The 22,956-nt window shown below is 72.6% G+C and carries 18 protein-coding genes; 14 read left to right on the forward strand and 4 right to left on the reverse strand.

Annotation, left to right across the window (positions count from 1 at the left end; translation table 11 throughout):
• Window positions 1-119: 119 nt before the first annotated feature.
• The gene (gene acs / locus AB0G74_RS06115; protein ID WP_361141229.1) at window positions 120-2,075 is read right to left on the reverse strand and encodes an acetate--CoA ligase; all 1,956 of its coding nucleotides are present in this window, start codon (window positions 2,073-2,075) and stop codon (window positions 120-122) included.
• A 567-nt stretch (window positions 2,076-2,642) separates the two neighbouring features.
• Between acs and AB0G74_RS06120 the strand changes: the two genes are divergently transcribed.
• On the forward strand, window positions 2,643-4,136 hold the full coding sequence (locus tag AB0G74_RS06120; RefSeq protein WP_361141231.1) for a hypothetical protein: 1,494 nt from the start codon (window positions 2,643-2,645) through the stop codon (window positions 4,134-4,136).
• Here the strand turns inward: AB0G74_RS06120 and AB0G74_RS06125 are convergent.
• Window positions 4,114-5,109, reverse strand: a complete 996-nt coding sequence (locus tag AB0G74_RS06125) for an ATP-binding protein (protein ID WP_361141232.1) — start codon at window positions 5,107-5,109, stop codon at window positions 4,114-4,116. The genes AB0G74_RS06120 and AB0G74_RS06125 overlap by 23 nt on opposite strands.
• A 101-nt stretch (window positions 5,110-5,210) precedes the next feature.
• On the opposite strand from AB0G74_RS06125, the gene AB0G74_RS06130 reads away from it, so the two are divergent.
• The gene (locus AB0G74_RS06130; RefSeq protein WP_361141234.1) at window positions 5,211-6,050 is read left to right on the forward strand and encodes an oxidoreductase; all 840 of its coding nucleotides are present in this window, start codon (window positions 5,211-5,213) and stop codon (window positions 6,048-6,050) included.
• 424 nt (window positions 6,051-6,474) lie between these two features.
• Here the strand turns inward: AB0G74_RS06130 and AB0G74_RS06135 are convergent, their stop codons facing one another.
• Entirely contained in the window at window positions 6,475-7,404 is a 930-nt protein-coding gene (locus tag AB0G74_RS06135; RefSeq protein ID WP_361141235.1) for an HAD-IB family hydrolase, read from the reverse strand.
• A 464-nt stretch (window positions 7,405-7,868) separates the two neighbouring features.
• Here AB0G74_RS06135 and ssd point away from each other — a divergent pair, with 464 nt between their 5' ends.
• The 7 genes from ssd (at window position 7,869) to AB0G74_RS06170 (ending at window position 12,919) form a co-directional block, all read left to right on the forward strand.
• Complete coding sequence (gene ssd / locus AB0G74_RS06140; protein WP_361141237.1) at window positions 7,869-8,996, forward strand: septum site-determining protein Ssd; 1,128 nt, start codon at window positions 7,869-7,871, stop codon at window positions 8,994-8,996.
• Window positions 8,993-10,141 carry a TadA family conjugal transfer-associated ATPase gene (locus AB0G74_RS06145; protein WP_361141239.1) on the forward strand — a complete coding sequence of 383 codons (1,149 nt, stop codon included), beginning with the start codon at window positions 8,993-8,995 and terminating at the stop codon, window positions 10,139-10,141. Before ssd ends, AB0G74_RS06145 begins: the two co-directional genes overlap by 4 nt.
• Complete coding sequence (locus AB0G74_RS06150) at window positions 10,138-10,989, forward strand: type II secretion system F family protein (RefSeq protein WP_361141240.1); 852 nt, start codon at window positions 10,138-10,140, stop codon at window positions 10,987-10,989. The genes AB0G74_RS06145 and AB0G74_RS06150 overlap by 4 nt, the downstream gene beginning before the upstream one ends.
• Window positions 10,986-11,756 (forward strand): type II secretion system F family protein, encoded by a 771-nt coding sequence (locus tag AB0G74_RS06155; RefSeq protein ID WP_361141242.1) that lies wholly within the window; start codon window positions 10,986-10,988, stop codon window positions 11,754-11,756. The genes AB0G74_RS06150 and AB0G74_RS06155 overlap by 4 nt, the downstream gene beginning before the upstream one ends.
• A gap of 80 nt (window positions 11,757-11,836) precedes the next feature.
• The gene (locus tag AB0G74_RS06160) at window positions 11,837-12,073 is read left to right on the forward strand and encodes a DUF4244 domain-containing protein (RefSeq protein ID WP_361141244.1); all 237 of its coding nucleotides are present in this window, start codon (window positions 11,837-11,839) and stop codon (window positions 12,071-12,073) included.
• Between the two features lie 97 nt (window positions 12,074-12,170).
• On the forward strand, window positions 12,171-12,518 hold the full coding sequence (locus tag AB0G74_RS06165; RefSeq protein WP_361141245.1) for a TadE family type IV pilus minor pilin: 348 nt from the start codon (window positions 12,171-12,173) through the stop codon (window positions 12,516-12,518).
• The gene (locus AB0G74_RS06170; protein WP_361141247.1) at window positions 12,515-12,919 is read left to right on the forward strand and encodes an Rv3654c family TadE-like protein; all 405 of its coding nucleotides are present in this window, start codon (window positions 12,515-12,517) and stop codon (window positions 12,917-12,919) included. Before AB0G74_RS06165 ends, AB0G74_RS06170 begins: the two co-directional genes overlap by 4 nt.
• A 179-nt stretch (window positions 12,920-13,098) precedes the next feature.
• Here AB0G74_RS06170 and AB0G74_RS06175 read toward each other — a convergent pair whose 3' ends face one another.
• Entirely contained in the window at window positions 13,099-15,549 is a 2,451-nt protein-coding gene (locus AB0G74_RS06175) for a DEAD/DEAH box helicase (RefSeq protein ID WP_361141248.1), read from the reverse strand.
• Window positions 15,550-15,630: 81 nt separating this feature from the next.
• Here AB0G74_RS06175 and AB0G74_RS06180 point away from each other — a divergent pair, with 81 nt between their 5' ends.
• The 5 genes from AB0G74_RS06180 (at window position 15,631) to AB0G74_RS06200 (ending at window position 22,625) form a co-directional block, all read left to right on the forward strand.
• A complete protein-coding gene (locus AB0G74_RS06180) occupies window positions 15,631-15,984 on the forward strand; it encodes an STAS domain-containing protein (protein ID WP_006347640.1) in 354 nt (117 codons plus the stop codon).
• Between the two features lie 429 nt (window positions 15,985-16,413).
• Window positions 16,414-16,860: an ATP-binding protein gene (locus AB0G74_RS06185; protein ID WP_361141249.1), complete on the forward strand. Its 447-nt coding sequence runs from the start codon at window positions 16,414-16,416 to the stop codon at window positions 16,858-16,860.
• Window positions 16,861-17,530: 670 nt separating this feature from the next.
• Window positions 17,531-19,954, forward strand: a complete 2,424-nt coding sequence (locus tag AB0G74_RS06190) for a sodium-translocating pyrophosphatase (protein ID WP_361141251.1) — start codon at window positions 17,531-17,533, stop codon at window positions 19,952-19,954.
• A gap of 297 nt (window positions 19,955-20,251) precedes the next feature.
• Complete coding sequence (locus AB0G74_RS06195; protein ID WP_358829338.1) at window positions 20,252-20,845, forward strand: small secreted protein; 594 nt, start codon at window positions 20,252-20,254, stop codon at window positions 20,843-20,845.
• A gap of 217 nt (window positions 20,846-21,062) precedes the next feature.
• Entirely contained in the window at window positions 21,063-22,625 is a 1,563-nt protein-coding gene (locus AB0G74_RS06200) for a methyltransferase (RefSeq protein ID WP_361141253.1), read from the forward strand.
• Window positions 22,626-22,956: the final 331 nt, after the last annotated feature.

Here is a 22,956-nt window from a genome sequence, read left to right on the forward strand (position 1 = left end):
CGACGTCCGGAACAGGCTGTGTCCCGAACCGAACGGGCGGTGGCCCGCACCCCGGCGAAGGGGTGCGGGCCACCGCCCGTGTCGCGTACGCGAGGCGTCGAAGTCCGGCGCGGCGCCGCTCAGTCCTCGGCGGACGCGCTCGGCAGCTTCGTCTGGATCAGGTCCATCACCGAGGAGTCGGTGAGGGTCGTGACATCGCCGAGCTGACGGTTCTCGGCGACATCCCGGAGCAGCCGGCGCATGATCTTGCCGGAACGGGTCTTCGGCAGCTCCGCGACCGGCAGCACCCGCTTGGGCTTGGCGATCGGGCCCAGGGTCGCGCCGACGTGGTTACGCAGCTCGGCGACCAGGTTCTCGTCCTCGGAGGCCGACCCCCGCAGGATCACGAAGGCCACGATGGCCTGGCCGGTCGTCTCGTCCGCGGCGCCCACGACCGCCGCCTCGGCGACCTTGGGGTGGGAGACCAGGGCCGATTCGACCTCGGTGGTGGAGATGTTGTGACCGGAGACCAGCATCACGTCATCGACCCGGCCGAGCAGCCAGATGTCCCCGTCGTCGTCCTTCTTCGCGCCGTCGCCCGCGAAGTACTTGCCCTCGAACCGGGACCAGTAGGTGTCGATGAAGCGCTGGTCGTCGCCCCAGATGGTGCGGAGCATCGACGGCCACGGCTCGGTGAGCACCAGATAGCCGCCCCCGCCGTTCGGCACCTCGTTCGCCTCGTCGTCGACGACGGTCGCGGAGATTCCGGGCAGCGGGCGCTGCGCTGAGCCGGGCTTGGTCTCGGTGACGCCCGGCAGCGGGGAGATCATCATGGCGCCGGTCTCGGTCTGCCACCAGGTGTCCACGATGGGCGTCTGACCACCGCCGATGTGCTCGCGGTACCAGATCCACGCCTCGGGGTTGATCGGCTCGCCGACCGAGCCGAGCACCCGCAGGCTCGACAGATCGAACTTGGCGGGGATGTCGTCGCCCCACTTCATGAACGTCCGGATCGCGGTCGGCGCGGTGTAGAGGATGGTGACGCCGTACTTCTGGACGATCTCCCAGAACCGGCCCTGGTGCGGGGTGTCGGGCGTGCCTTCGTACATCACCTGCGTCGCGCCGTTGGCCAGCGGGCCGTAGACGATGTACGAGTGGCCGGTGACCCAGCCGATGTCGGCCGTACACCAGTAGACGTCGGTCTCCGGCTTGAGGTCGAAGACGGCGTGGTGGGTGTAGGCCGCCTGGGTGAGGTAGCCGCCGGAGGTGTGCAGGATGCCCTTCGGCTTCCCGGTGGTGCCGGAGGTGTAGAGGATGAAGAGCGGCTGCTCGGCCTCGAACGCCTCGGGCGTGTGCTCGGTGGACTGGCGGTCCACGATGTCGTGCCACCACACGTCGCGGCCCTCGGTGACGGCGGTGTCCTCACCGGTCCGCCGGACCACCAGGACGTGCTCGACCTGCGGGCACTTCTTCACGGCCTCGTCGATGGCGGGCTTGAGCGCGCTCGGCTTGCCCCGGCGGTAGCCGCCGTCGGCGGTGATGACCAGCTTGGCGTCGGCGTCCTGGATCCGGGAGGCCACCGCGTCGGCCGAGAAGCCGCCGAAGACCACGGAGTGCGCCGCGCCGATCCGGGCGCAGGCCAGCATCGCGACTGCGGCCTCGGGGATCATCGGCAGATAGACGGCGACCCGGTCGCCCTTGCCGACGCCCAGCTCGGTCAGGGCGTTGGCGGCCTTGGAGACCTCGTCCTTGAGCTGGGCGTAGGTGATCGCACGGCTGTCGCCGGGCTCGCCCTCGAAGTGGATCGCGACCCGGTCGCCGTGGCCGGCCTCGACATGGCGGTCGACGCAGTTGTACGCCACGTTCAGCTCGCCGTCCGCGAACCACTTGGCGAAGGGCGGATTGCTCCAGTCCAGTGTCTGGGTCGGCTCGGTGGCCCAGGTGAGCCTGCGAGCCTGCTCGGCCCAGAAGCCGAGCCGGTCGGCCTCGGCCTGCGCATAGGCATCGGCCGTGACATTGGCGTCCGCGCTCAGTGCGGCGGGCGGCGCGAACCGCCGCTCCTCACGCAGCAGGTTGGCCAGGCTCTCGTTGCTCACGACATCTCCCTTTCCCAGGGCGTCCTCAGTAGCTGTGTGTCCCGGGCCATAGCTCATCAGCCACGGGCCCGGGTGACAAGAGCCTTCGGATAAATGGTTTAGACCTGTGGGGTCGAGGGGCCGGATTTTGCCCGGCCTTGCAGGGGTCCGCCACCCCCGGCCGGAAACGGCGGGTGCCGGTGGGCGTGTCGGGGCGGGGGTCGGGTCATGGGCCGGAGGGGTACGGGCGGGCTCCGGGGGAGGGGCGGGTGAAGCGGGACGGACCCTCCTCCCCGGGCGGCGGGAAGGAGGGACCGTCACCCTCCTGCACGGACGCGGGACGGCGCCGGTTCAACCCGGCAGCCGACCGGCGTGCCCTGGGTGCCCTGCGTGCCCTGTGCGCCCGTAGAGATCGAGACGGGGCGGTCCGGGCATACGGGGCGTACGGGTCATGCTTTCGCCCATTCCGGTGATTAATGGGGTTAATGCGGCCCGTCATCGACGGCTGCGCGCCGTCGCGGTGTGACTTTGTCGAACCGGTAGAAACCGGTCGTAAAAACACAAAGTCATACGAAAGTGGGTGGGCGGATGAAGGCCGCCACACAGAGGGCCGCCGTCGGCGCGGTGGCCACGGCGCTGATCGCGGGGCTGGCGGGCTGCTCCCTCTCCGGCGACCCGTCCGCGAAGGAGGGCGCGCCCGGCGCGAAGAAGGCGCCCGCGCCCAAGGCCGCGCCACAGCTGATCGGCGACGGCTCGACCGCGTACACCGGAGCCCAGCCGAAGCAGCTCAAGCCGAAGCGGCTGAAGCCCGGTCAGAAGCCGCCGCAGTTCGTGGTCTTCTCCTGGGACGGGGCGGGCGAGGACAGCCAGAAGCTCTTCTCCCACTTCCGGTCCGTGGGCCGGAAGTACGACATGACGATGACGTACTTCCTCAGCGGGGTCTATCTGCTGCCCGAGGAGAAAGCTTCCCTCTATCTGCCGCCTAAGCACGCCGCCGGTCGTTCGGACATCGGTTTCAACGACCTCACGGGAATCAAGGACACCGTGCGCGAACTGCGGGGCGCCTGGCAGGAGGGCAATGAGGTCGGCACCCACTTCAACGGCCACTTCTGCGGGCCCGAGGGCGGCGACAGCTGGTCCGTCGAGGACTGGAAGAGCGAGATCAACCAGGCCAAGTCCTTTGTGAAGAACTGGCGTACGAACTCCGGACTGAAGGACGAGGCGTCTCTCCCCTTCGACTACGAGAAGGAGCTGGTCGGCGGCCGTACGCCCTGTCTCGAAGGCCGGAAGAACTTTGTGAAGGCCGCCAGTGAGCTGGGCTTCCGCTATGACACCAGCGGGATCAACGACCAGATCTGGCCGGAGAAGGAGCTGGGGGTGTGGGATCTGGGGCTCCAGATGGTGCCGTTCCCGGGCCGGGGCTTCGAGACGCTCTCCATGGACTACAACTTCATGGTCAACCAGTCCGGCACGGTCAAGGGCGACCCGGCGCAGCACGACTACTGGGGCGGCCAGATGCGGGACGGGCTCATCCAGGCGTTCGACCGCGCCTACAACGGCAACCGGGCGCCGCTGATCATCGGCAACCACTTCGAGTCGTGGAACGGCGGCACGTATATGCGGGCCATCGAGGACACCATCGCGACCGTCTGTGTGAAGAAGGACGTCGAGTGCGTCTCCTTCAAGCAGCTCGCGGACTGGCTGGACGCCCAGGATCCGAAGGTCCTCGCCGAGCTGCGAACCCTCCCGGTCGGGCAGGCGCCCAAGGCCGGCTGGCCCGCCTTCATGGGCGGGATGAAGGCGGGTCCGGCGGGCAGGCCCGCCGGACCCGGGGCCGACGCGGAGCCCGGGACCGAGGCCCGGGCCGAGGACGCCGACTCCGGTTCGGACGAAGGGGCTGGCTCCGGTTCCGGTTCCGACGAGGGAGCCGGTTCCGGTTCCGGCTCCGGCTCCGACGAGGAAGCCGAAGCCGCGGATTCCGCTTCCGGGGCCGACGGCTCCGGAGCGCCGGAGTCCGGGGCCGGTGGTGTACTCGCGGCCCCGGCTGTCGCCCCGGTGGTCAGGCCAGCAGCGGCGCGCTGACGTCCGCGGGGTTCTCCCCCAGTACGAAGGCGGGGTCGACCTGGGCCGCCAGGTCGGCGCCCGTCTTCGCGTTGCCCCAGCTCTCCGCGTTCCGGAGATGGAAGTGGACCATCTGGCGGGTGTACCGGGCCCAGTCGCGCCGCTCGTAGCTCCCCGCCGCGGTCGTCAGCAGGGTCTCCAGCGCGGCCCGGTTCTCCGGCTCCAGCTGGTCGAACGGCCGGGGGCGGCCCTTCTCCATCGCCCGGACCCAGTCCGAATGGCCGACGGTGACCAGCAGGTCGTCACCGGCCTCGGACCGCAGGAAGTCCAGGTCGTCCTCCCCCTGAACCTTGTTGCCGACCACCTTGAGGGCGACGCCGAAGTCGCGCGCGTACTCCTTGTACTGCCGGTAGACCGATACGCCCTTCCGGGTCGGCTCGGCGACCAGGAACGTCATGTCGAACCGGGTGAACATGCCGGAGGCGAACGAGTCCGAGCCCGCGGTCATATCGACCACGACGTACTCGTCCCGGCCGTCCACGAGATGGTTGAGACAGAGCTCCACCGCGCCGACCTTGGAGTGGTAGCAGGCCACGCCGAGGTCGGATTCGGTGAAGGGGCCCGTCACCATCAGCCGGATCTCGGCGTCGTCCAGCCGGACCGGGCGGGCGCAGGCGTCGTAGACCGGGTTCTGCTCCTGGACGCGCAGCAGCCGTGAGCCCTCACCCGGAGGGGTGGTCTTGATCATGGTGGCGGCGGAGGCGATCCGGGGGTTCGTACCCCGGAGGTAGTCCTTGATCAGCGGCAGCCGGGCGCCCATGGCGGGCAGCGCCGCGGCCTCCGCCTCGTCGAGTCCGAGGGCCGTCCCCAGATGCTGGTTGATATCGGCGTCCACCGCGACGACGGGAGCCCCGCCCGCGGCCAGTTGCCGGATGAAGAGCGAGGACAGCGTCGTCTTTCCGCTGCCGCCCTTCCCTACGAAAGCGATCTTCATGTTCACCTAGGGTAGTGCTGAGGTCGCCCCCTGTTGTCAAGCCAGGTGAAGAAGACCACTCCAAGGGGGGACGTACGCCGGGGGCGCGTAGCCTCCCCTCTATGAGGACGAACGCCACGCCCGCCCCCTCGACCGATCCGCTCGCGGCCCTCGGCGCGCTGCCGGGCGTCCCGGAGGCCGTGGCCTCCGTGCGCAAGGCGGTCGACCGGGCCTACGGGCACCGGATCATGCGGCGGCGCGCCATCGAGGTGACGGCGGAGGCCGCGCTCCGCGGCGCCCGGGGTTCGGCGGCGCTCTCCGGCGCCGACTGGGCGCTGGAGGAGGTCCGGCGGCGGACCGACTTCGGGGCGGACCCCGAGGCCAGGACGGTCGGCGCGGCGCTGCGGCTCTCCGCGGAGGCGGGCCAACTGCTCTCCGTCTGGGGGCAGTCGCCGCTGCGGGTCCTGGCCCGGCTGCATCTGGTCGCCGCCGGGGGCACGGCGGACGGCGACACCGTGGGCAGGCCGCGGCTGGCGGGCGAGCGGGCCGATGAGCCGCTGGTACGGGCTCCGCTGCCGGACGCCGCCGAGGTGAACGGCCGGCTGGAGGGGCTGGCCGGGCTGATCGTGGCGGGCGGTTCGGCTCCGGCGCTGGTGAACGCGGCCGTGGTGCACGGGGAGCTGATGGCGCTGCGTCCCTTCGGTTCGTACAACGGGCTGGTGGCCCGGACGGCGGAGCGGATCGTGCTGATCGGCAGCGGACTGGATCCGAAGGCGATCTGTCCGGCGGAGGTCGGCCACGCGGAGCTGGGTCGGGACGCCTACGCGACGGCGCTGGAGGGCTATCTCTCCGGGACCCCGGACGGGCTGGGCGCCTGGATCGCCCACTGCGGACGGGCGGTCGAACTGGGTGTGCGCGAGTCGACCGCCGTCTGCGAGGCGCTCCAGCGCGGCGCGGCCTGACGGCGGGTCGAAGGGCGCCGAGGGCTCGCCGGGAGACGGTGGCGGACTGGCGGGGAGTCCGGTCGTCCGGACCGGTCCCGGGCTGACCGGGACGGGCGCGGGCGGCCGGGACGGGCGCGGCGCCGGAAAAGGGTTGCGGCGGTACCGGATCGGTACCGCCGCTGGCATGTCCGCCGGGTTACCAAGCGTCCTCGATGATGTGCCCATCAGGCGGGGAACTTCTGCCCTTCGCCTGGTGCGGCTGGCCCGTATTCGACGGGTCGACGTCGCGTGGGTGCCCGATTTTCATGCTCGGTCCGTGGGGCCTTTATGCGTTCTGTTAGGTGATCCTTTCGGATGTCCTTGGTCTCGCGGGCCGTTGAATCCTTTGTACTCCAGGGTGATGGGAAGCGGAACCCCTGGCCGCACTTCTTTACTTTTGACTTCAAATACGGAGGAAACGGTCAGGGGTGCCGGTGGCTCGGGCGGCGGCCCGGACGGCGGCGGCGCCGGGGCCCGAGAGCAGTGCCGTACGGGCCGCGCTCCGGCGGCGGCTGGCGTACCAGACGAGTCCGGCGGTCGCCGCCGCCGCGCCCACCGCCGCCGCGGCCACCAGTGCGGGGCGGGTCGGCATCGACAGGGCGGGCAGCCGCTGCTTCAGCCGTACCGGCCGGTTGAAGACCAGAATCGGCCACTCCCGGGCCATGGCCTCCCGGCGGAGGGACCGGCCGGGATTGACCGCGTACGGATGACCGACGGCCTCCAGCATCGGAAGGTCGGTAACGGAATCGCTGTAGGCATAGCAGCGCGAGAGGTCGTATCCCTCGGACTCCGCCAGTTCCCGGATGGCTTCCGCTTTTGTCGGCCCGTAGGCGTAGTACTCCACTTCGCCGGTGAAGCAGCCGTCGTCGCCGACGGCCATCCGGGTGGCGACGACCCGGTCGGCGCCGAGCAGCTCGCCGATGGGCTCGACGACCTCGGCGCCGGAGGTGGAGACGATGACGACATCGCGTCCGGCGGTGTGGTGCTCCTCGATGAGGGAGGCGGCTTCGTCATAGATGATCGGGTCGATCAGCTCATGAAGGGTCTCGGCGACGAGTTCCTTCACCTGCTGGACGTTCCAGCCCTTGCAGAGGGCGGAGAGATACTCGCGCATCCGCTCCATCTGGTCGTGGTCGGCGCCGCCCGCGAGAAAAACGAACTGGGCATACGCGGTCCGCAGTACGGCCCGGCGGTTGATCAGGCCGCCGTGGTAGAAGGACTTGCTGAAGGTCAGCGTCGAAGACTTCGCAATGACCGTCTTGTCCAGGTCGAAGAACGCGGCTGTGCGGGGCAAGGAGTGGTTTTCCACGCCCTGAGCATAGGTGGCCTCCATTCGGCGTACCGTCGGGCGTGTGGGTTTGCCTGAGAAGGCTCTCGGGTACACCATGGAAGTCACGGATCGTTCGCGACCGTGCTAACCCGGTCCGGCTCCTCCCCCCCCGAGTCGGCCGGAGAGGCGACCCCCGCTCTCCCCCCCGGCGGGGGTCGTCGCATGTCCGGACGGGTTTTCCCGCCACGGAAAGATCCACCGCCTCGATCCCCCTCTCTCGCCCCCTGCGGCGGCGGGCTCCCGGGACCACTCTGCATCGTCACTGTGCGTGATGGAAGAGGTGCGGAGGAGGAGTCACCGGTATGGGCGACCGAGTTATTCACAAGTGGTGAGTTGTCCACAGTTTTTCAGCAAGATCCACACGTTTTTCCGGTCTGCCGGACCGTGATTCCACCCGCGTAGTTCGCGGCTTCAGGAATCACCGATCCCGTATCGCTGCGGGATCTCGGCAATCAAGGGGGAAGATCGTGGCCGGATCTCATACATCGCATCGGCGGCCGGCCGCCGAAGGACGCGGGCCGGGTCCTCTGATCCTCACCGAGGACGGGGAACTGCTCGACGATCTGCTGCGGCTGTGCGCCGCCGCCGGGGCCGAGCCCGAGGTGCACCACCGTACGCCGGAGCGCGGCGGGGGCTGGGAGGACGCCCCGCTGGTGCTCGTCGGGGCGGACGCGGCGGCCCGCTGCCGGGGCGTGGCGCGCCGGAGCGGAGTGCTGCTCGTGGTCAGGGACCACGGCGACGGCGCCGGGGACGCCGGGTTCGACGACCCCTCCGTCTGGCGGCGGGCGGTGGAGATCGGAGCCGACTCCGTCCTGCGGCTGCCGGACGCGGAGAGCTGGCTGGTCGGGCGGATCGCCGATGTCGTGGAGGGCGCCGGGCGGCAGGCGCTCACGGTCGGGGTCGTCGGCGGCCGGGGCGGCGCCGGGGCCTCCACCCTGGCCTGTGCGCTCGCGGTCCGCGCGGCCAGGGCCGGGGAGCGTGCCGTGCTGGTCGACGGCGATCCGCTCGGCGGCGGGATCGACGTCCTCCTCGGCGGCGAGCGGGCCGAGGGCCTGCGCTGGCCCGACTTCGTCGACTCCAAGGGCCGGGTCGCCGGTGGCGCGCTGGAGGAGTCCCTGCCCGAACTGCACGGACTGCGGGTGCTCAGCTGGGACCGGGGCGAGTCCGTCGCCGTACCGCCGGAGGCCATGCGGAGCGTCCTCGCCGCGGCCAGGCGGCGCGGCGGCGCCGTCGTGGTCGATCTGCCGCGCCGGTTCGACGACGGCACGGCCGAGGCCCTCGCCCAGCTGGATATCGGACTGCTGGTCGTCCCCGGCGAACCGCGGGCCGTCGCCGCGGCCGGCCGGGTGGCGGCGGCCGTCGGACCGGCCCTGAGGGATCTGCGGATCGTCGCCCGCGGGCCGTACGCCGCCGGGCTCGACGAGGAGTGGATCGCCGCCGCCCTCGGGCTGCCGCTCGCCGGTGAGCTGCCGGGGGAGCCCGGCCCGCCGCCGGGCGGGGAGGCGTCCGTGCCGCCCGGCGGCACGGACGGGCCGCTGGCCCGGTTCTGTACGGCCTTCTGGGACCGCGCTCTCGCCGGGGAGGTGACCGGATGAGCTCCGGACTGCTGGACGCGGTGCGGCAGCGCCTCGCCGAGAGCGGCGCCGACCCCACCCCGGCCCGGGTGGCCGCCGCCCTGCGGGCCCAGGGCGCCCTCCTGGGCGACGCGGAGATCCTCGGCGGGACGGAATCCCTCCGGTGCGAGCTGGTGGGCACCGGACCGCTGGAGCCGCTGCTGGCGGACCCGGCCGTGACGGACGTACTGGTGTCGGCGCCCGACCGGGTCTGGATCGACCGGGGCCGGGGGCTCGAACGGACCGGGGTCACGTTCACGGACGCGGCGTCCGTACGGCGGCTGGCCCAGCGCCTCGCCGCCGTCGCGGGCCGCCGCCTGGACGACGCCCGCCCCTGGGTCGACGCCAGGCTGCCGGACGGGACCCGGCTGCACGCGGTGATCCCGCCGGTCGCCGTCGGCTCGACCTGTCTGTCGCTGCGGGTGGCGCGCCCCCGGGCCTTCTCCCTGACGGAGCTGACGGCCGCGGGCACGGTACCGCCCGGCGGCGACCGGATCCTCCGGGCCGTGCTCGACGCCCGGCTCTCGTTCCTGATCAGCGGGGGTACGGGAACGGGCAAGACCACCCTGCTGTCGACCCTGCTCGGGCTGGTCGGCGACCGGGAGCGGATCGTCCTCGCCGAGGACTCGTCGGAGCTGCGGCCCGACCACCCGCATGTGGTGCGCCTCGAATCCCGGCCCGCCAACCAGGAGGGCGCGGGCACGGTCACCCTGCGGGATCTGGTCCGGCAGGCGCTGCGGATGCGCCCCGACCGGCTCGTCGTGGGAGAGGTGCGGGGCGCCGAGGTGACGGACCTCCTCGCCGCCTTGAACACCGGTCACGAGGGCGGCTGCGGAACGGTCCACGCGAACGCCGCGGCCGATGTGCCCGCCCGTCTCGAAGCCCTCGCCGCCACCGCCGGACTCGACCGGGCCGCCCTCCACAGCCAGCTGGCCGCCGCCCTCGACGCGGTGATCCATCTGGACCGGGGGCCCGGCGGGCACCGGCGGATCGCCGAGATCCACGTCCTGACGCGGGACGAGGCCGGTCTGGTGACCACGGTCCCGGCGCTGCGCCGGGGCGAGGGCCGCTTCACCCACGGGCGGGGCTGGCCGAGGCTGCGGGCGCTGATCGGGGGCGCGTCATGAGCCTGTTCGGGCCGCTGCACGCGGCGGTGCTGTGCGCGGTGGCGGCGGCGCTGCTGCTGGCCGGCGGCCGGACGGAGGCGGCGCGGCGGGCCCGGCCGGTCCTCGCGGGCGGCGGCGCGCCGCCGGAACCGGCCCCGCCGCCGTGGCGGGCGGTCCGGGCCGGGCTGCGGGGCCGTCCCGAGTGGCTCTGCCTGCCGGTGGGGCTCGCGGTCGCCGTAGCGGGCGATTCGGTGCTGCCGCTGCTCGCCGGGGCGCTGGCGGTGCCCCTGGTCCGGCGGGGGCTGCGGGCCCGGGCGCGGCGCCGGGCCGAGGCCCGGCGGGCGGAGGCGGTGATCGCCCTCTGCGGTTCGGTCGCGGCCGAGTTGAGAGCCGGTCTCCAGCCCGGCCCGGCGCTGGTCGCCGCCGGGACCGGGCGGGCGCTGGGGGACGCGGAGCCCGCGGTCGTCGCGGCGGCCCGGTTCGGCGGGGACGTGCCCCGCGCCCTGCGGGACGCGGCCGGGGAGCCGGGCGCCGAGGGCCTGGCCGGGCTGGCCGCCTGCTGGAGCGTGGCCGTCGGCAGCGGAGCCGGTCTCGCGGCCGGTCTCGACCGGCTGGAAGCCGCTCTGCGGGCCGAACGCGACCAGCGTGAGGACCTGGACGCCCAACTGGCCGGAGCGCGCTCCACGATCGTTCTCCTGGCTCTGCTGCCCGTGCTGGCCCTGGGTCTGGGGACGGCTCTGGGCGCCGAGCCGCTGCGAGTGCTGCTGCACACCCCCGCGGGGCTGCTGTGCCTGCTGGTCGGGGCCGTTCTGGAGGCCGCCGGGCTCTGGTGGTCCGCGCGGATCGTCCGCCGGGGCGGTGCCCGGTGAGCGGCGCGGGGGTCCCGGCGTCTGTGGCGCTGCTGTCGCTCTCGGCCGTCGTCCCGGTCGTCCTCGCCGCCCGCCGGGAGCGCCGGGCCCGGGTACGGGCCGAGCGGCTGCTGGGCCGCGAGCGGCCCCGGTCCGGATGGCGGCGGTTCGCGCACCGGACCCCGTCCGGCGGCTGGGGACCGTCGCTGGGCGTGCTCGGCGCACTGACCGGTGGATACGCCCTGGTCGGCGGAGCGGCCGGGATCCTCGCCGGAGCGGTCGCGGCCGGTGCCTGGTATCTGTGGCGGCGTCACCGAGGGCCCGGCGGCCGGGCGGAGGACGACCCGGCGGTACGACAGCTCCCGCTGGCGGCCGATCTCCTCGCGGCCTGCGTGGCCGCCGGGGCCGGGCCCCGCGAGGCGGCCGGGGCCGTCGGGGAGTCCCTGGGCGGCCCGCTCGGGGCACGGCTGTCCCGTACCGCGGCCGAACTGCGCCTCGGCGGCGAACCGGCCGGGGCGTGGGGCGGACTCGCCCGGATACCGGGGGCCGGGGAGCTGGCCCGCTGCCTGGAACGGGCCGATGCCACCGGCGCGCCCGCCGCCGGGCCCGTCGCCCGGCAGGCCCACCGGCTGCGCGCCGAACGGGCCCGGTCGGCGGCGGCCCGGGCCCGCCGGGCCCAGGTCCTGGTGACCGCGCCCGTGGGGCTCTGCTTTCTGCCCGCGTTCCTCGCCGTCGGGGTGGGGCCCGTCGTCATCGGTCTGGCGGCCGGGCTGCTGAACCGCCCCTGAGCCGGGCGCGCCCGAAACGCCCGTGCACACCTGTGAACAGTTCGAAAAATCAGAACATTCGGAACAGTCAGGAGATTTCGATGAAGTACGTCGCCCGTCTCGGCCAGGTCCTGTCCCGGTTCCCGTTCCGCCCGCCGATCCGGGCCTCACGGCTCGCGGCGGCGGGCGGGGACCGGGGGATGACCACGGCGGAGTACGCCATGGGAACGGTCGCCGCCTGCGGGCTCGCGGCGGTCCTCTACCGGGTCCTCACCGGGGACGGTGTCGCCCGGCGGCTGGAGTCACTGATCGGCGAGGCACTCAATGCGCCGTTCTGAACCGGGCCCGCCCGGCGGAAGCGGTCCGCCGGGGCCGGTCCCCCGCAGGCCGGGACGGTGGCTCGGCCCCGGGGCCGCCGGGCGGGACCGGGGGGCGGTGACGGCGGAGGCGGCTGTCGTCGTCCCGGCTCTCGTCGCCCTGGTGGCGGCCCTGTTGTGGGCGCTGATGACCGCGGTGGCCCAGATCCGGTGCGTGGACGCCGCGTACGCGGGGGCACGGGCCGCCGCCAGGTCCGAGTCCCGGGCCGAGGTACTCGCCGCGGTCCGCGAGTCGGCGCCCGGAGGCGCGCGGATCGACGTGTACCGGGCGGGTGACTACTGGCGCGTCCGGGTGGAGTCGCCGTCACCGGGCCCCGGGCGGCTGACGTTCACGGTCCGCGCGGAGGCGGCGGCCCGTGCCGAGGACCCCGGGCCCGGTGGGGCGGGGGAGACGGAGGCGCCATGAGGTGGCGGAAACCATCGCTGACAAGGCCGCAGACAAGGCCGTGGGCACGGCTGCGGATACGGCGGGACGACGGCTCGGCGACGATCTGGGCGGCGCTCACGGCGACCGTGCTCTGTGCCCTGTTCGCCGTGGTGCTGGCCCTGGGACAGGTGGTGACGGCCCGGCACCGGGCCGCCGCGGCGGCCGACCTGGCGGCCCTCGCCGCCGCGGCCCACGCACTCCGGGGCGAATCGGCGGCCTGTGCCCGGGCCGCCGAGACCGCCCGGGCGCAGGGGGCGCGGTTGCTGCGGTGCGCGGTACGGGGCGAGATCGCCGATGTACGTACCTCGGCCCGTGCGGGTCCCTTCGCGCCCACGGCCCTCGCCCGCGCGGGTCCGGTGCCGCCGACACCCCGGCGGTGAGACGGGAAGGCGCGGCCCGGTGCCGGAGCGCCGGGGCCGTAACACCGTCGGCTCCCGGGCCGGGCGCGGGCCGGGGCACTGCCGTCGGCGGTCGGCGAACCCACCCCGGACCCCCACCGGGACGCCCGCCCGGCGGTGATCCGGGGCCGACGGCTCCGGCCCGTCGGCGGGCGGCGGGGTCAGGCGGGGGCGGTGGAGAGGAGTTCGGTCAGCAGCCGGATCGCGGCGCGCTTGTCGAGGGGGTCGTTGCCGTTGCCGCACTTGGGCGACTGGATACAGGACGGGCAGCCGGATTCGCATTCGCAGGACGCGATCGCCTCACGGGTCGCCGCCAGCCAGGCGTGGGCCGTGTGGAAGGCGCGCTCCGCGAAGCCCGCCCCGCCGGGGTGGCCGTCGTAGACGAAGACCGTGGGGAGGAGGGTGTCGGGGTGGAGCGGTACGGAGACCCCGCCGATGTCCCAGCGGTCGCAGGTGGCGTAGAGCGGCAGCATGCCGATCGCGGCGTGCTCGGCCGCGTGCAGGGCGCCCCCGAGCTGCTCCGGGGCGATCCGGGCGGCGTCCAGCTGGCCGTCGGTGACGGTCCACCAGACGGCCCGGGTGCGCAGGGTGCGCGGCGGCAGATCGAGTTTGGTCTCGCCGAGCACCTCACCGGTGATCAGTTTGCGGCGCAGGAAGGAGACGACCTGGTTGGTGACCTCGACGGAGCCGAAGCACAGCCGTCCCTCGCCCCAGGGGACCTCGGTATCGGTGGAGAGGACGGAGACGGAGGTGGTGTCGCGGGCGGTGGTGGAGTACGGCGGTACGGCCTCCTCGACGAGGGCGACCGAGTCCGTCAGATCGAGCCGCCGGACGAGATACGTACGGCCCTGGTGGAGATGGACGGCGCCCTCGTGGACGGAGGTGTGGGCGGCCGACTCGTCGACGGTGCCCAGGAGACGGCCCGTGCCCTCCTCGACGATCTGTACGGGGCGCCCGCCACCGCCCCGGATGTCGGTGAGGTCGGCGGCCCGCTCGCGCCGGGTCCAGTGCCACCCCGACGCCCGGCGGCGCAGCAGCTTCGCGGCCTCCAGCTGCGGCATCAGATCCGCCGCCGCCGGGCCGAAGAGGGGCAGATCGGCTTCCGTGAGCGGGAGTTCGGCCGCGGCGGCGCACAGATGGGGGGTGAGGACGTACGGATTGTCGGGGTCGAGGACCGTGGACTCCACGGGCCGCTCGAACAGCGCCTCCGGGTGGTGGACGAGAAAGGTGTCCAGCGGGTCGTCGCGGGCGATGAGGACCGCCAGCGCCCCCTGGCCGCCGCGCCCGGCCCGGCCCGCCTGCTGCCACAGGGACGCCCGGGTGCCGGGATATCCGGCGATCAGGACCGCGTCGAGGCCGGAGACGTCCACGCCCAGCTCCAGGGCCGTGGTGGCGGCGAGACCGAGGAGTTCACCGGAGTGCAGGGCGCGTTCCAGGGCCCGGCGTTCCTCGGGGAGATAGCCGCCCCGGTAGGCGGCGACCCGCCGGGGCAGCGAGCCGTCGACCTCGGCGAGCCGCTCCTTGCTGATCACCGAGATCAGTTCGGCGCCCCGCCGGGAGCGCACGAAGGCGACCGTACGGACGCCCTGCACGGTCAGATCGGTCAGCAGGTCGGCGGTCTCGGCGGTCGCGGTTCGCCGGACGGGCGCGCCCTTCTCGCCGTGCAGCTCGGTCAGCGGCGGCTCCCAGAGGGCGAAGACCAGTTCGCCCCGGGGGGAGCCGTCGTCGGCGACCTCGCGGACGGGCAGCCCGGTGAGCCGTCCGGCGGCGACCGCCGGCTCGGCGGCGGTCGCCGAGGCGAGCAGGAAGACCGGATCGGCGCCGTACCGGGCGCATATCCGCCGCAGCCGCCGCAGTACCTGGGCGACATGCGATCCGAAGACGCCCCGATAGGTGTGGCACTCGTCGATCACCACATAGCGCAGCGCGCGCAGAAAGGAGGACCAGCGGGGATGGGACGGCAGTACGCCCCGGTGCAGCATGTCGGGGTTGGTGAGGACGTATGTGGCGTACTGGCGTACCCACTCGCGTTCCTCGACCGGGGTGTCGCCGTCGTACACGGCGGGCCGGACCCGGTGGCCCAGTGGGGCCGCGATCTCCTTCACGGCCCGGCACTGGTCGGCGGCGAGCGCCTTCGTGGGCGCCAGGTAGAGCGCCGTGGCGCCCCGCCCGTTGGGGGCCTCGGAGCCGTCCAGGAGCGTACTGAGCACGGGCGCGAGATAGGCCAGCGACTTGCCGGACGCGGTTCCGGTGGCGATCACCACGGACTCGCCGTCGAGCGCGTACTCGGCCGCCTCCGCCTGATGGGTCCACGGATGTTCGATTCCGGCCCGCTGGATCGCGTCGATCACTTCCGGCCGGATGCGGTCGGGCCAGACGGCATGACGGCCGGGTCGCGGGGGCAGGTGCTCCGTATGAGTGATGCGCGCGGCCCGGTTCGCCCCCGACGCGAGCCGGTCGAGGACGGCTCGGGGGGAGGGGCGGGCATCCCCGCTCTCGGGTGGTCGTCTGGGACGGAGATTCTTGGCCATCGGCACCGAGTGTGTCACTGGCGTGACGGACAATGGTCCCAAGGCGTCGTGCATGGTTGCAGGTAAGTGATTGAATGCCATCGCGGCTGGCGACCGTCCCCCGGCTCCGCCGGGGAGACCTGAATGGGGGCGGACGCTCGATAGCAAGGTGCTGGAGGATCCGTGGACCTGTCCCTGTCGACTCGCGTTGTGCCCGGTCCGAACGGCGACCGTACGGTCGTCGAGGTCGGTGGCGAGATTGATGTGTATACCGCGCCCAAGCTGCGCGAGCAGTTGGTCGAGTTGGTGAACGACGGCAGTTATCACCTGGTCGTCGACATGGAGGGCGTGGACTTCCTCGACTCCACCGGGCTGGGGGTGCTGGTGGGTGGCCTGAAGCGCGTGCGCGCGCATGAGGGGTCGCTGCGTCTGGTCTGCAACCAGGAGCGCATTCTCAAGATCTTCCGGATCACCGGTCTCACCAAGGTGTTCCCGATTCACACCACGGTCGACGAGGCCGTCGCCGCGCCTGACTAGGTCGCGGATCGGGCCGTTCCGTTCGTTCCCCGTTGGCTGTACGGCCGGGGTGCGGGCTGTTCGGGTGCCCCGTGTCGCCGAATGGCGCCGCGGGGTGGTCCGTGGTGCCCGCTTTCGGACCGTGATGGTCCGGGGCGGGGTCCTCGGAGGCAGGGTCCGCACAGCCGCGGCCCCGGTCTTGGTCTCGGCTCCGGCCTGCGGCTCGGGTTCGGTTCGCTCGGCCGGGGAGGTCCGCCGGGGTCCGTCCGGGCTCCGTTCGGCCGGTTCGGTCCGTTCCGACGGGCCGGAGTGGTTCCGGGGGCGGCGTCCGGCCGCCGGGGGCCCGGAAGGGAACCTGAAGAGAATCAGCAGAACCGGCAGTATTCAGGAGGAATCGGGCCGCCGGCCCGGTGCCCCCGAACGCACGCCCGTACGTCCGAGGGGGATCGCATGACCACCGTCGAACTTCGATTCAGCGCCCAGCCCGAGCACGTCAGGACCGCCCGGTTGGTGGCCGCTGCCGTGGCGCGCCGCGCCGGGGTCGACGAGGCGGTGCTCGACGAGGTCAGACTCGCCGTCGGCGAGGCGTGCAGCCGGGCCGTCGGGCGGCATCGCACCCATGGCATCGACTCGCCCGTGAAGGTCGTTCTGACCGAGGAGGACAAGACGTTCTCCATCGAGGTCGGGGACGAGGTGCCCGCGCCGGGTGGCGACGGCGCCGCCGGTTCGGCGGCCGACCGCTCCGCCGGTCCGGGTGACGAACCCGTGGACGGCGAGGACGATATGGGCCTCGCCGTGATCAGCGGACTGGTGGACGACATGGAGGTCTCCACCACCGAGACCGGTGGTGTGATCCGGATGAGCTGGCCGACGGCTCCGGTTTCCCTGAACCCGTAAGCCTCGCCCGCCTCACCCGCCCCGTCCGCGATTTCCGTCGCTCTCGTACCGTCGGGCTCACCCGTCCCGGCTGTATCGCGTTCATACCGCCGAGCCGGGTCCGTCCCGGTCCGTGGAGCCACCGGGGTGCGATGAGTTCCGAGCAATAATCCCGCCGGAACCGGAAGGTTCTCCGGCCGGATCGCACCGGCCCGCCGACAGCCGGGTCGGCGGCCCCGGAAGGCGATAGTCCACGGCCGCCCCGCCCGGGTGCCGCCGGGAGACCGGCGGCTGTCCGGGCCGGGCCCAGAGGGGCCCCGTAACGCCGCCCGCCGGGCCCGATCGAGCCCGGCCGGGCCGGCGGACCCCCTGTGAGCAGCGCTTTCCGCGCGTATTTCGGAAATCCACCGACGAGCCACCGGCGAACCGCCGATCATCCGCCGTCCGTCGGCGGATCATCCACGCCGCGCCCGGCGATCATTTCCGGGGCCATTTTTCTCGCCGTCACCCGCTTCGGCGATCAAGACCCAATGGCTTCACCCCATTACTTCTTTCGGGTGTATTTACAGAGTTCGATCATTTGCCGAGGGGCGCAAAGGTCACTTTGCATTTGTCGCACTCTGTTTTGATCAGGTTCCGCTCCCTACAATCCGTCCACATCTTGAGCTCTGAATGACGTCAAGGAGGACGAATGGCGGGCCTCTTCCACCAGAACCACCGGGAAATGATCGATCACTCCACCTCCCTCTCGGCCGCGGTGCTCACCGACGACAACCGGGTGATCGTCGTCGTCATCGCCTTGGTCGCCCTGGCTGCGCTGGTCGTGGCCCAGGTGCTGGTCCGCCAGGTGCTGGCGGCCGGCGAGGGCACCGACTCCATGAAAAAGATCGCGGGCGCGGTACAGGAAGGCGCGAATGCCTATCTCGCCCGACAGCTCCGAACCCTCGGCGTCTTCGCCGTCGTGGTGTTCTTCCTGCTGATGCTGCTGCCCGCGGACGACTGGTCGCAAAGGGCCGGCCGTTCGGTGTTCTTCCTGGTGGGTGCCGTTTTCTCGGCGGCCACCGGTTACATCGGCATGCGACTGGCGGTACGGGCGAATGTCCGGGTCGCCGCCGCCGCGCGGGAGGCGACTCCCGCCCCCGGGGAACCGGAGAAAGATCTCACCGCCGTCGCCCACCAGGCAATGAGGATTGCCTTCCGAACCGGTGGCGTGGTCGGAATGTTCACCGTCGGTCTCGGTCTGTTCGGCGCAGCTTCCGTCGTTCTCGTCTACGCCGCCGACGCCCCCAAGGTCCTGGAGGGCTTCGGCCTCGGTGCCGCGCTGATCGCGATGTTCATGCGAGTCGGCGGCGGCATCTTCACCAAGGCCGCGGATGTCGGCGCGGACCTCGTCGGCAAGGTCGAGCAGGGCATCCCCGAGGACGACCCCCGTAACGCCGCCACCATCGCCGACAACGTGGGCGACAACGTCGGCGACTGCGCGGGTATGGCCGCCGACCTCTTCGAGTCGTATGCCGTGACCCTGGTCGCGGCCCTCATCCTCGGCCAGGCGGCGTTCGGGGACGCCGGTCTCGCCTTTCCACTGATCGTTCCGGCGATCGGCGTGGTCACCGCGGTGATCGGCATCTTCGCGGTCGCCCCGCGGCGCGCCGACCGCAGCGGTATGACGGCGATCAACCGCGGCTTCTTCATCTCCGCCGTGATTTCTCTCGTCCTGGTCGCCGTGGCCGTTCTGCTCTATCTGCCCTCCTCCTACGCGGATCTGGACGGGGTCACGGAGGCGGCCATCAAGGCGCACGACGGGGACCCGCGGGTGCTCGCCCTGGTCGCCGTGACCATCGGCATCGTGCTGGCCGCCCTGATCCAGCAGCTCACCGGCTACTTCACCGAGACCAGCCGCCGTCCGGTCAAGGACATCGGCAAATCGTCGCTGACCGGCCCGGCGACCGTCGTCCTGGCCGGGATCGCGATCGGTCTGGAGTCCGCCGTCTACACGGCTCTGCTGATCGGCCTGGGGGTCTACGGAGCCTTCCTGCTGGGCGGCGCCTCGATCACCCTCGCACTCTTCGCGGTGGCGCTCGCCGGTACCGGGCTGCTCACCACCGTCGGGGTGATCGTCGCCATGGACACCTTCGGGCCGGTCTCCGACAACGCCCAGGGCATCGCCGAGATGTCCGGTGACGTCGAGGGCGCGGGCGCGCGGGTCCTGACCGACCTCGACGCGGTCGGCAACACCACCAAGGCCATCACCAAGGGGATCGCGATCGCCACCGCCGTACTCGCGGCGGCGGCGCTCTTCGGCTCGTACCGCGAGGCCATCACGAAGGCCGCGCTGGACGTCGGCGAGAAACTCGGCGACGGCGCCCCGATGAATCTGGTGATGGACATCTCCCAGCCCAACAACCTGGTCGGTCTGGTGCTCGGCGCCGCGGTGGTCTTCCTCTTCTCCGGGCTGGCCATCAACGCCGTGGCCCGGTCGGCGGGGGCGGTGGTCCACGAGGTGCGGCGGCAGTTCCGCGAGCACCCCGGGATCATGGACTACACCGAGAAGCCGGAGTACGGCCGGGTCGTCGACATCTGTACCAAGGACGCCCTGCGGGAACTGGCGACCCCCGGTCTGCTGGCGGTGCTCACCCCGATCGCGGTCGGCTTCTCCCTCGGGGTCGGGGCGCTCGGCGCGTTCCTGGCGGGCGCGATCGGCACTGGCACCCTGATGGCCGTCTTCCTCGCCAACTCCGGCGGGGCGTGGGACAACGCCAAGAAACTCGTCGAGGACGGCCACTACGGCGGAAAGGGGAGCGAGGCGCACGCGGCGACCGTCATCGGCGACACGGTCGGCGACCCGTTCAAGGACACGGCGGGGCCCGCGATCAACCCGCTGCTGAAGGTGATGAACCTGGTGGCGCTGCTGATCGCGCCGGCCGTGGTGCAGTTCAGCTACGGCGAGGACGCCAGTCCGGTGGTACGGGCACTGATCGCGGTACTGGCGATCCTGATCATCGTCGGCGCGGTCTACGTCTCCAAGCGGCGCGGGATCGCCGTGGGCGACGAGGATCCCGGCTCCTCGGAGGCGGAACGGAACACGTCGGCGCCGGATCCCGCGGCGGTGACATAGGCCCTTGAGGCGGCGGCCTCGGGCCGTGTGAGTAGCGACGGGCGGCCGGTGCGATGCCACGCACCGGCCGCCTTCGTGTCCGGTACGGGGACCGCCTCTCGCGCCCGGCCCTCGCCCGGTTCACGCCTCGGGTTCGGCGCCCGGCTCGCGTTCCCGGAGCCCGGGTGAGCCTTCTCTCGCCCTCAACCTTGGTGCAAATGGCTGCAATGGCCCTGGAATCGGGCATCGGCCGGACAATGGGTGACGGCCCGGCGTGTATGTTCCGGGGCGCAGGAAGCCTCGGAAGGGACCGATCCGGTGAACAAGAAGCTTGCGGCCGTACTGTCCGGCGGCGCGGTACTGGTACTGGCGCTGTCCGGGTGCAGCAGCGAAGAGAAGAAGGACAACGCGGTCGACGACTGGGCGAAGAAGTACTGCGACCAGATCAAGACCCAGTTCAAGACCAAGGCGGAGGCCGACCGGCTGATCGCCGTGACCGCCGTCGACGGGAAGCCTGCCGATCTCCAGCGGGCCGACTCCAAGGCGTTCCAGGACCTGGCCAATGTCAACAAGGCCCTGGCGACGGCGTTCCGTACGGTCGGGAACTCGCCGGTCGAGGAGGACGAGCAGCTGGTCAGGGCCGCCGCGGCCGAGCGGGACGCCAGCGCCGCCGTCTTCCTCGATCTGAAGAAGCAGGTCGACGCCCTCGACACCTCGGACCAGCAGGAGTTCGCCGACGGCCTCAAGGTCGTCTCGGAGGGGCTGCTGAAGGCCGAGGCCAACGAGAAGGCGTGGAACAAGCTGCGGGCGAGCGAGACCGGTAAGGCGATGGGCAAGTTCCAGGGCTGCCAGCCGGTGAAGGCGGACGTGCCCCCGGCCGCGGCGGGTTCGTCGCCGTCGCCCTCGTCCTGACGGGCCGTTGCCCGTAGCCCGGATCCCGTTCTGACGGGAGCCGTACGCATCCGTACGGCTCCCCGGACTCCCACAGTTCTCGCGGCTCCCGCCGGTCGAACATCTTCTGGCCCATGGCGCTCTTCGCGCGGGGCCGGGCGGGCCCGCGCGGACACAGGTGGCGCACCGCGCCCCGCCGGTGGCCGCGGTTGTCGGTGGTGGCGGGGACAATGGCGGGGTGAGTACGACCGGTGTCACCCCGACCATCCCCTCGCCCGACCGCGCCGTCCGGCTCCGTGAGGCGCTCCTCGCCGCGGACTTCACCGCCGACGGCCTGCTCGAACGGCTCGGGGCCACCGCCTATGCCGCCCTGGCCCGGAGCGAGACCGTGCCCGCCGTGCGCGCCACCCGCGGTGACACCCCGCTGGACGCCCTCATCCGGCTCTTCCTGCTCCAGGGCTCCGTTCCCGCCGACGCGGTCCGGACCGTCCTCCCCCTCGACGAGTGTCTGGCGGACGGCTGGCTCGTCCTCGACGGCCCGGCCGCCGCCGACGGAGCCGCGACCGTCCCCGGCGGGGCGATCGTCCGTGCCGCGGTGGACGTCCGGCCCTACGGCGGCCCCGAGGGCGAGGACTGGTTCATCGTCTCCGACCTGGGCTGCGCGGTCGGCGGCGCTGCGGGCGCGGGCGGCCAGGACGAGGGCGTCGTCCTCGGTGTCGGCGGCGCCTCCACGACCCTCGCCGGAATCACCGTACGGACCCCCGTCGCCACCGCCCTCGACCTGGGCACCGGCTCCGGCATCCAGGCGCTGCACGCCGCCCGGCACGCCACCCGGGTCACCGCCACCGACCTCAATCCGCGGGCCCTCGCCTTCACCCGGCTCACCCTCGCCCTGTCGGGCATGCCGGAGGCCGAGCTGCTGGAGGGCTCCCTCTTCGAGCCGGTCCCGGCCGGGGCGGCGTACGACCTGATCGTCTCCAACCCGCCGTTCGTGATCTCGCCCGGCGCCCGGCTGACGTACCGGGACGGCGGAATGGGCGGCGACGACCTCTGCCGCACGCTGGTCCGGCAGGCGGGGGAGCGGCTGAACGACGGGGGGTACGCCCAGTTCCTGGCCAACTGGCAGCACGTCGAGGGCGAGGAGTGGCAGGACCGGGTCCGCTCCTGGGTCCCCGCGGGCTGCGACGCGTGGATCGTCCAGCGCGAGGCGCAGGACGTGACGCAGTACGCCGAGCTGTGGCTGCGCGACAGCGGCGACCACCGGGGGGACCCCGAGCGGTACGCCGCGCGGTACGAGGAGTGGCTCGACGAGTTCGAGGCGCGGCGCACCAAAGCGGTCGGCTTCGGCTGGATCACCCTGCGCAAGTCCGGCGCCGACCAGCCGTCGGTGGTGGCGGAGGAGTGGCCGCACCCGGTCGAGCAGCCGCTCGGCGACACCGTCGTGGCGCACTTCGCCCGCCAGGACTATCTGCGGACGCACGACGACGCGGCGCTCCTCGCCGCTCACTTCGTGCTCGCGCCGGAGGTCGTCCAGGAGCAGGTCGGGCCGCCGGGGGCGGAGGACCCCGAGCACGTGGTGCTGCGGCAGAACCGCGGGATGCGCCGGGCGACCAGGGTCGACACGGTGGGCGCGGGGTTCGCGGGCGCCTGTGACGGGACGCTCGCGGCCGGGCGGATCCTCGACGCCATCGCCCAGCTGCTGGGCGAGGACCCGGTGCTGCTGCGGGACCGCACCCCGGCGGCGCTGCGGGCGCTGGTGGGGGAGGGGTTCCTGGAGCCGCTGGACGTGCGGGGTCACTAGCGCGCCGGTGCTCCGGTCCGCCGGGCTTCGGTCCGCCGGGCTCCGGCGGACCGGTGCTCCGGTCGGCCCGGCCTCGGCGGGTGTCGGCGCGGCGCCCGTCCCGAGTCCCGGCCCGGCTCTCCGGGCGGCCTCGGCGGGGCCGCTACTCGGCCAGTTGTCCGGCTCCGTCCCCGGGGCCCGTCGCGGCCCGTTCCGGGGCGGGGCCGGTGCTTTCGGGCGGGCGGGCACCGCGAACCGGGGACGGCGAATCGGCCAAAATTCGATGGCCGTCACATGTGAGTGATCCGTGGGGCAAGGGGTCGTACCCCGTGCCGGACCGGCGTGGCGGCCT

It is taken from the genome of Streptomyces sp. NPDC020875 (assembly GCF_040641415.1).
Lineage (GTDB): Bacteria > Actinomycetota > Actinomycetes > Streptomycetales > Streptomycetaceae > Streptomyces.

Coding starts and splice junctions, on each gene's coding strand:
- AB0G74_RS06145 (WP_361141239.1), top strand. CDS start 8,993: ATGAGCTCCGGACTGCTGGACGCGGTGCGGCAGCGCCTCGCCGAGAGC.
- AB0G74_RS06170 (WP_361141247.1), top strand. CDS start 12,515: ATGAGGTGGCGGAAACCATCGCTGACAAGGCCGCAGACAAGGCCGTGG.
- AB0G74_RS06150 (WP_361141240.1), top strand. CDS start 10,138: ATGAGCCTGTTCGGGCCGCTGCACGCGGCGGTGCTGTGCGCGGTGGCG.
- AB0G74_RS06135 (WP_361141235.1), bottom strand. CDS start 7,404: ATGGAGGCCACCTATGCTCAGGGCGTGGAAAACCACTCCTTGCCCCGC.
- AB0G74_RS06190 (WP_361141251.1), top strand. CDS start 17,531: ATGGCGGGCCTCTTCCACCAGAACCACCGGGAAATGATCGATCACTCC.
- AB0G74_RS06160 (WP_361141244.1), top strand. CDS start 11,837: ATGAAGTACGTCGCCCGTCTCGGCCAGGTCCTGTCCCGGTTCCCGTTC.
- AB0G74_RS06125 (WP_361141232.1), bottom strand. CDS start 5,109: ATGAAGATCGCTTTCGTAGGGAAGGGCGGCAGCGGAAAGACGACGCTG.
- AB0G74_RS06175 (WP_361141248.1), bottom strand. CDS start 15,549: ATGGCATTCAATCACTTACCTGCAACCATGCACGACGCCTTGGGACCA.
- AB0G74_RS06120 (WP_361141231.1), top strand. CDS start 2,643: ATGAAGGCCGCCACACAGAGGGCCGCCGTCGGCGCGGTGGCCACGGCG.
- AB0G74_RS06130 (WP_361141234.1), top strand. CDS start 5,211: ATGAGGACGAACGCCACGCCCGCCCCCTCGACCGATCCGCTCGCGGCC.
- AB0G74_RS06185 (WP_361141249.1), top strand. CDS start 16,414: ATGACCACCGTCGAACTTCGATTCAGCGCCCAGCCCGAGCACGTCAGG.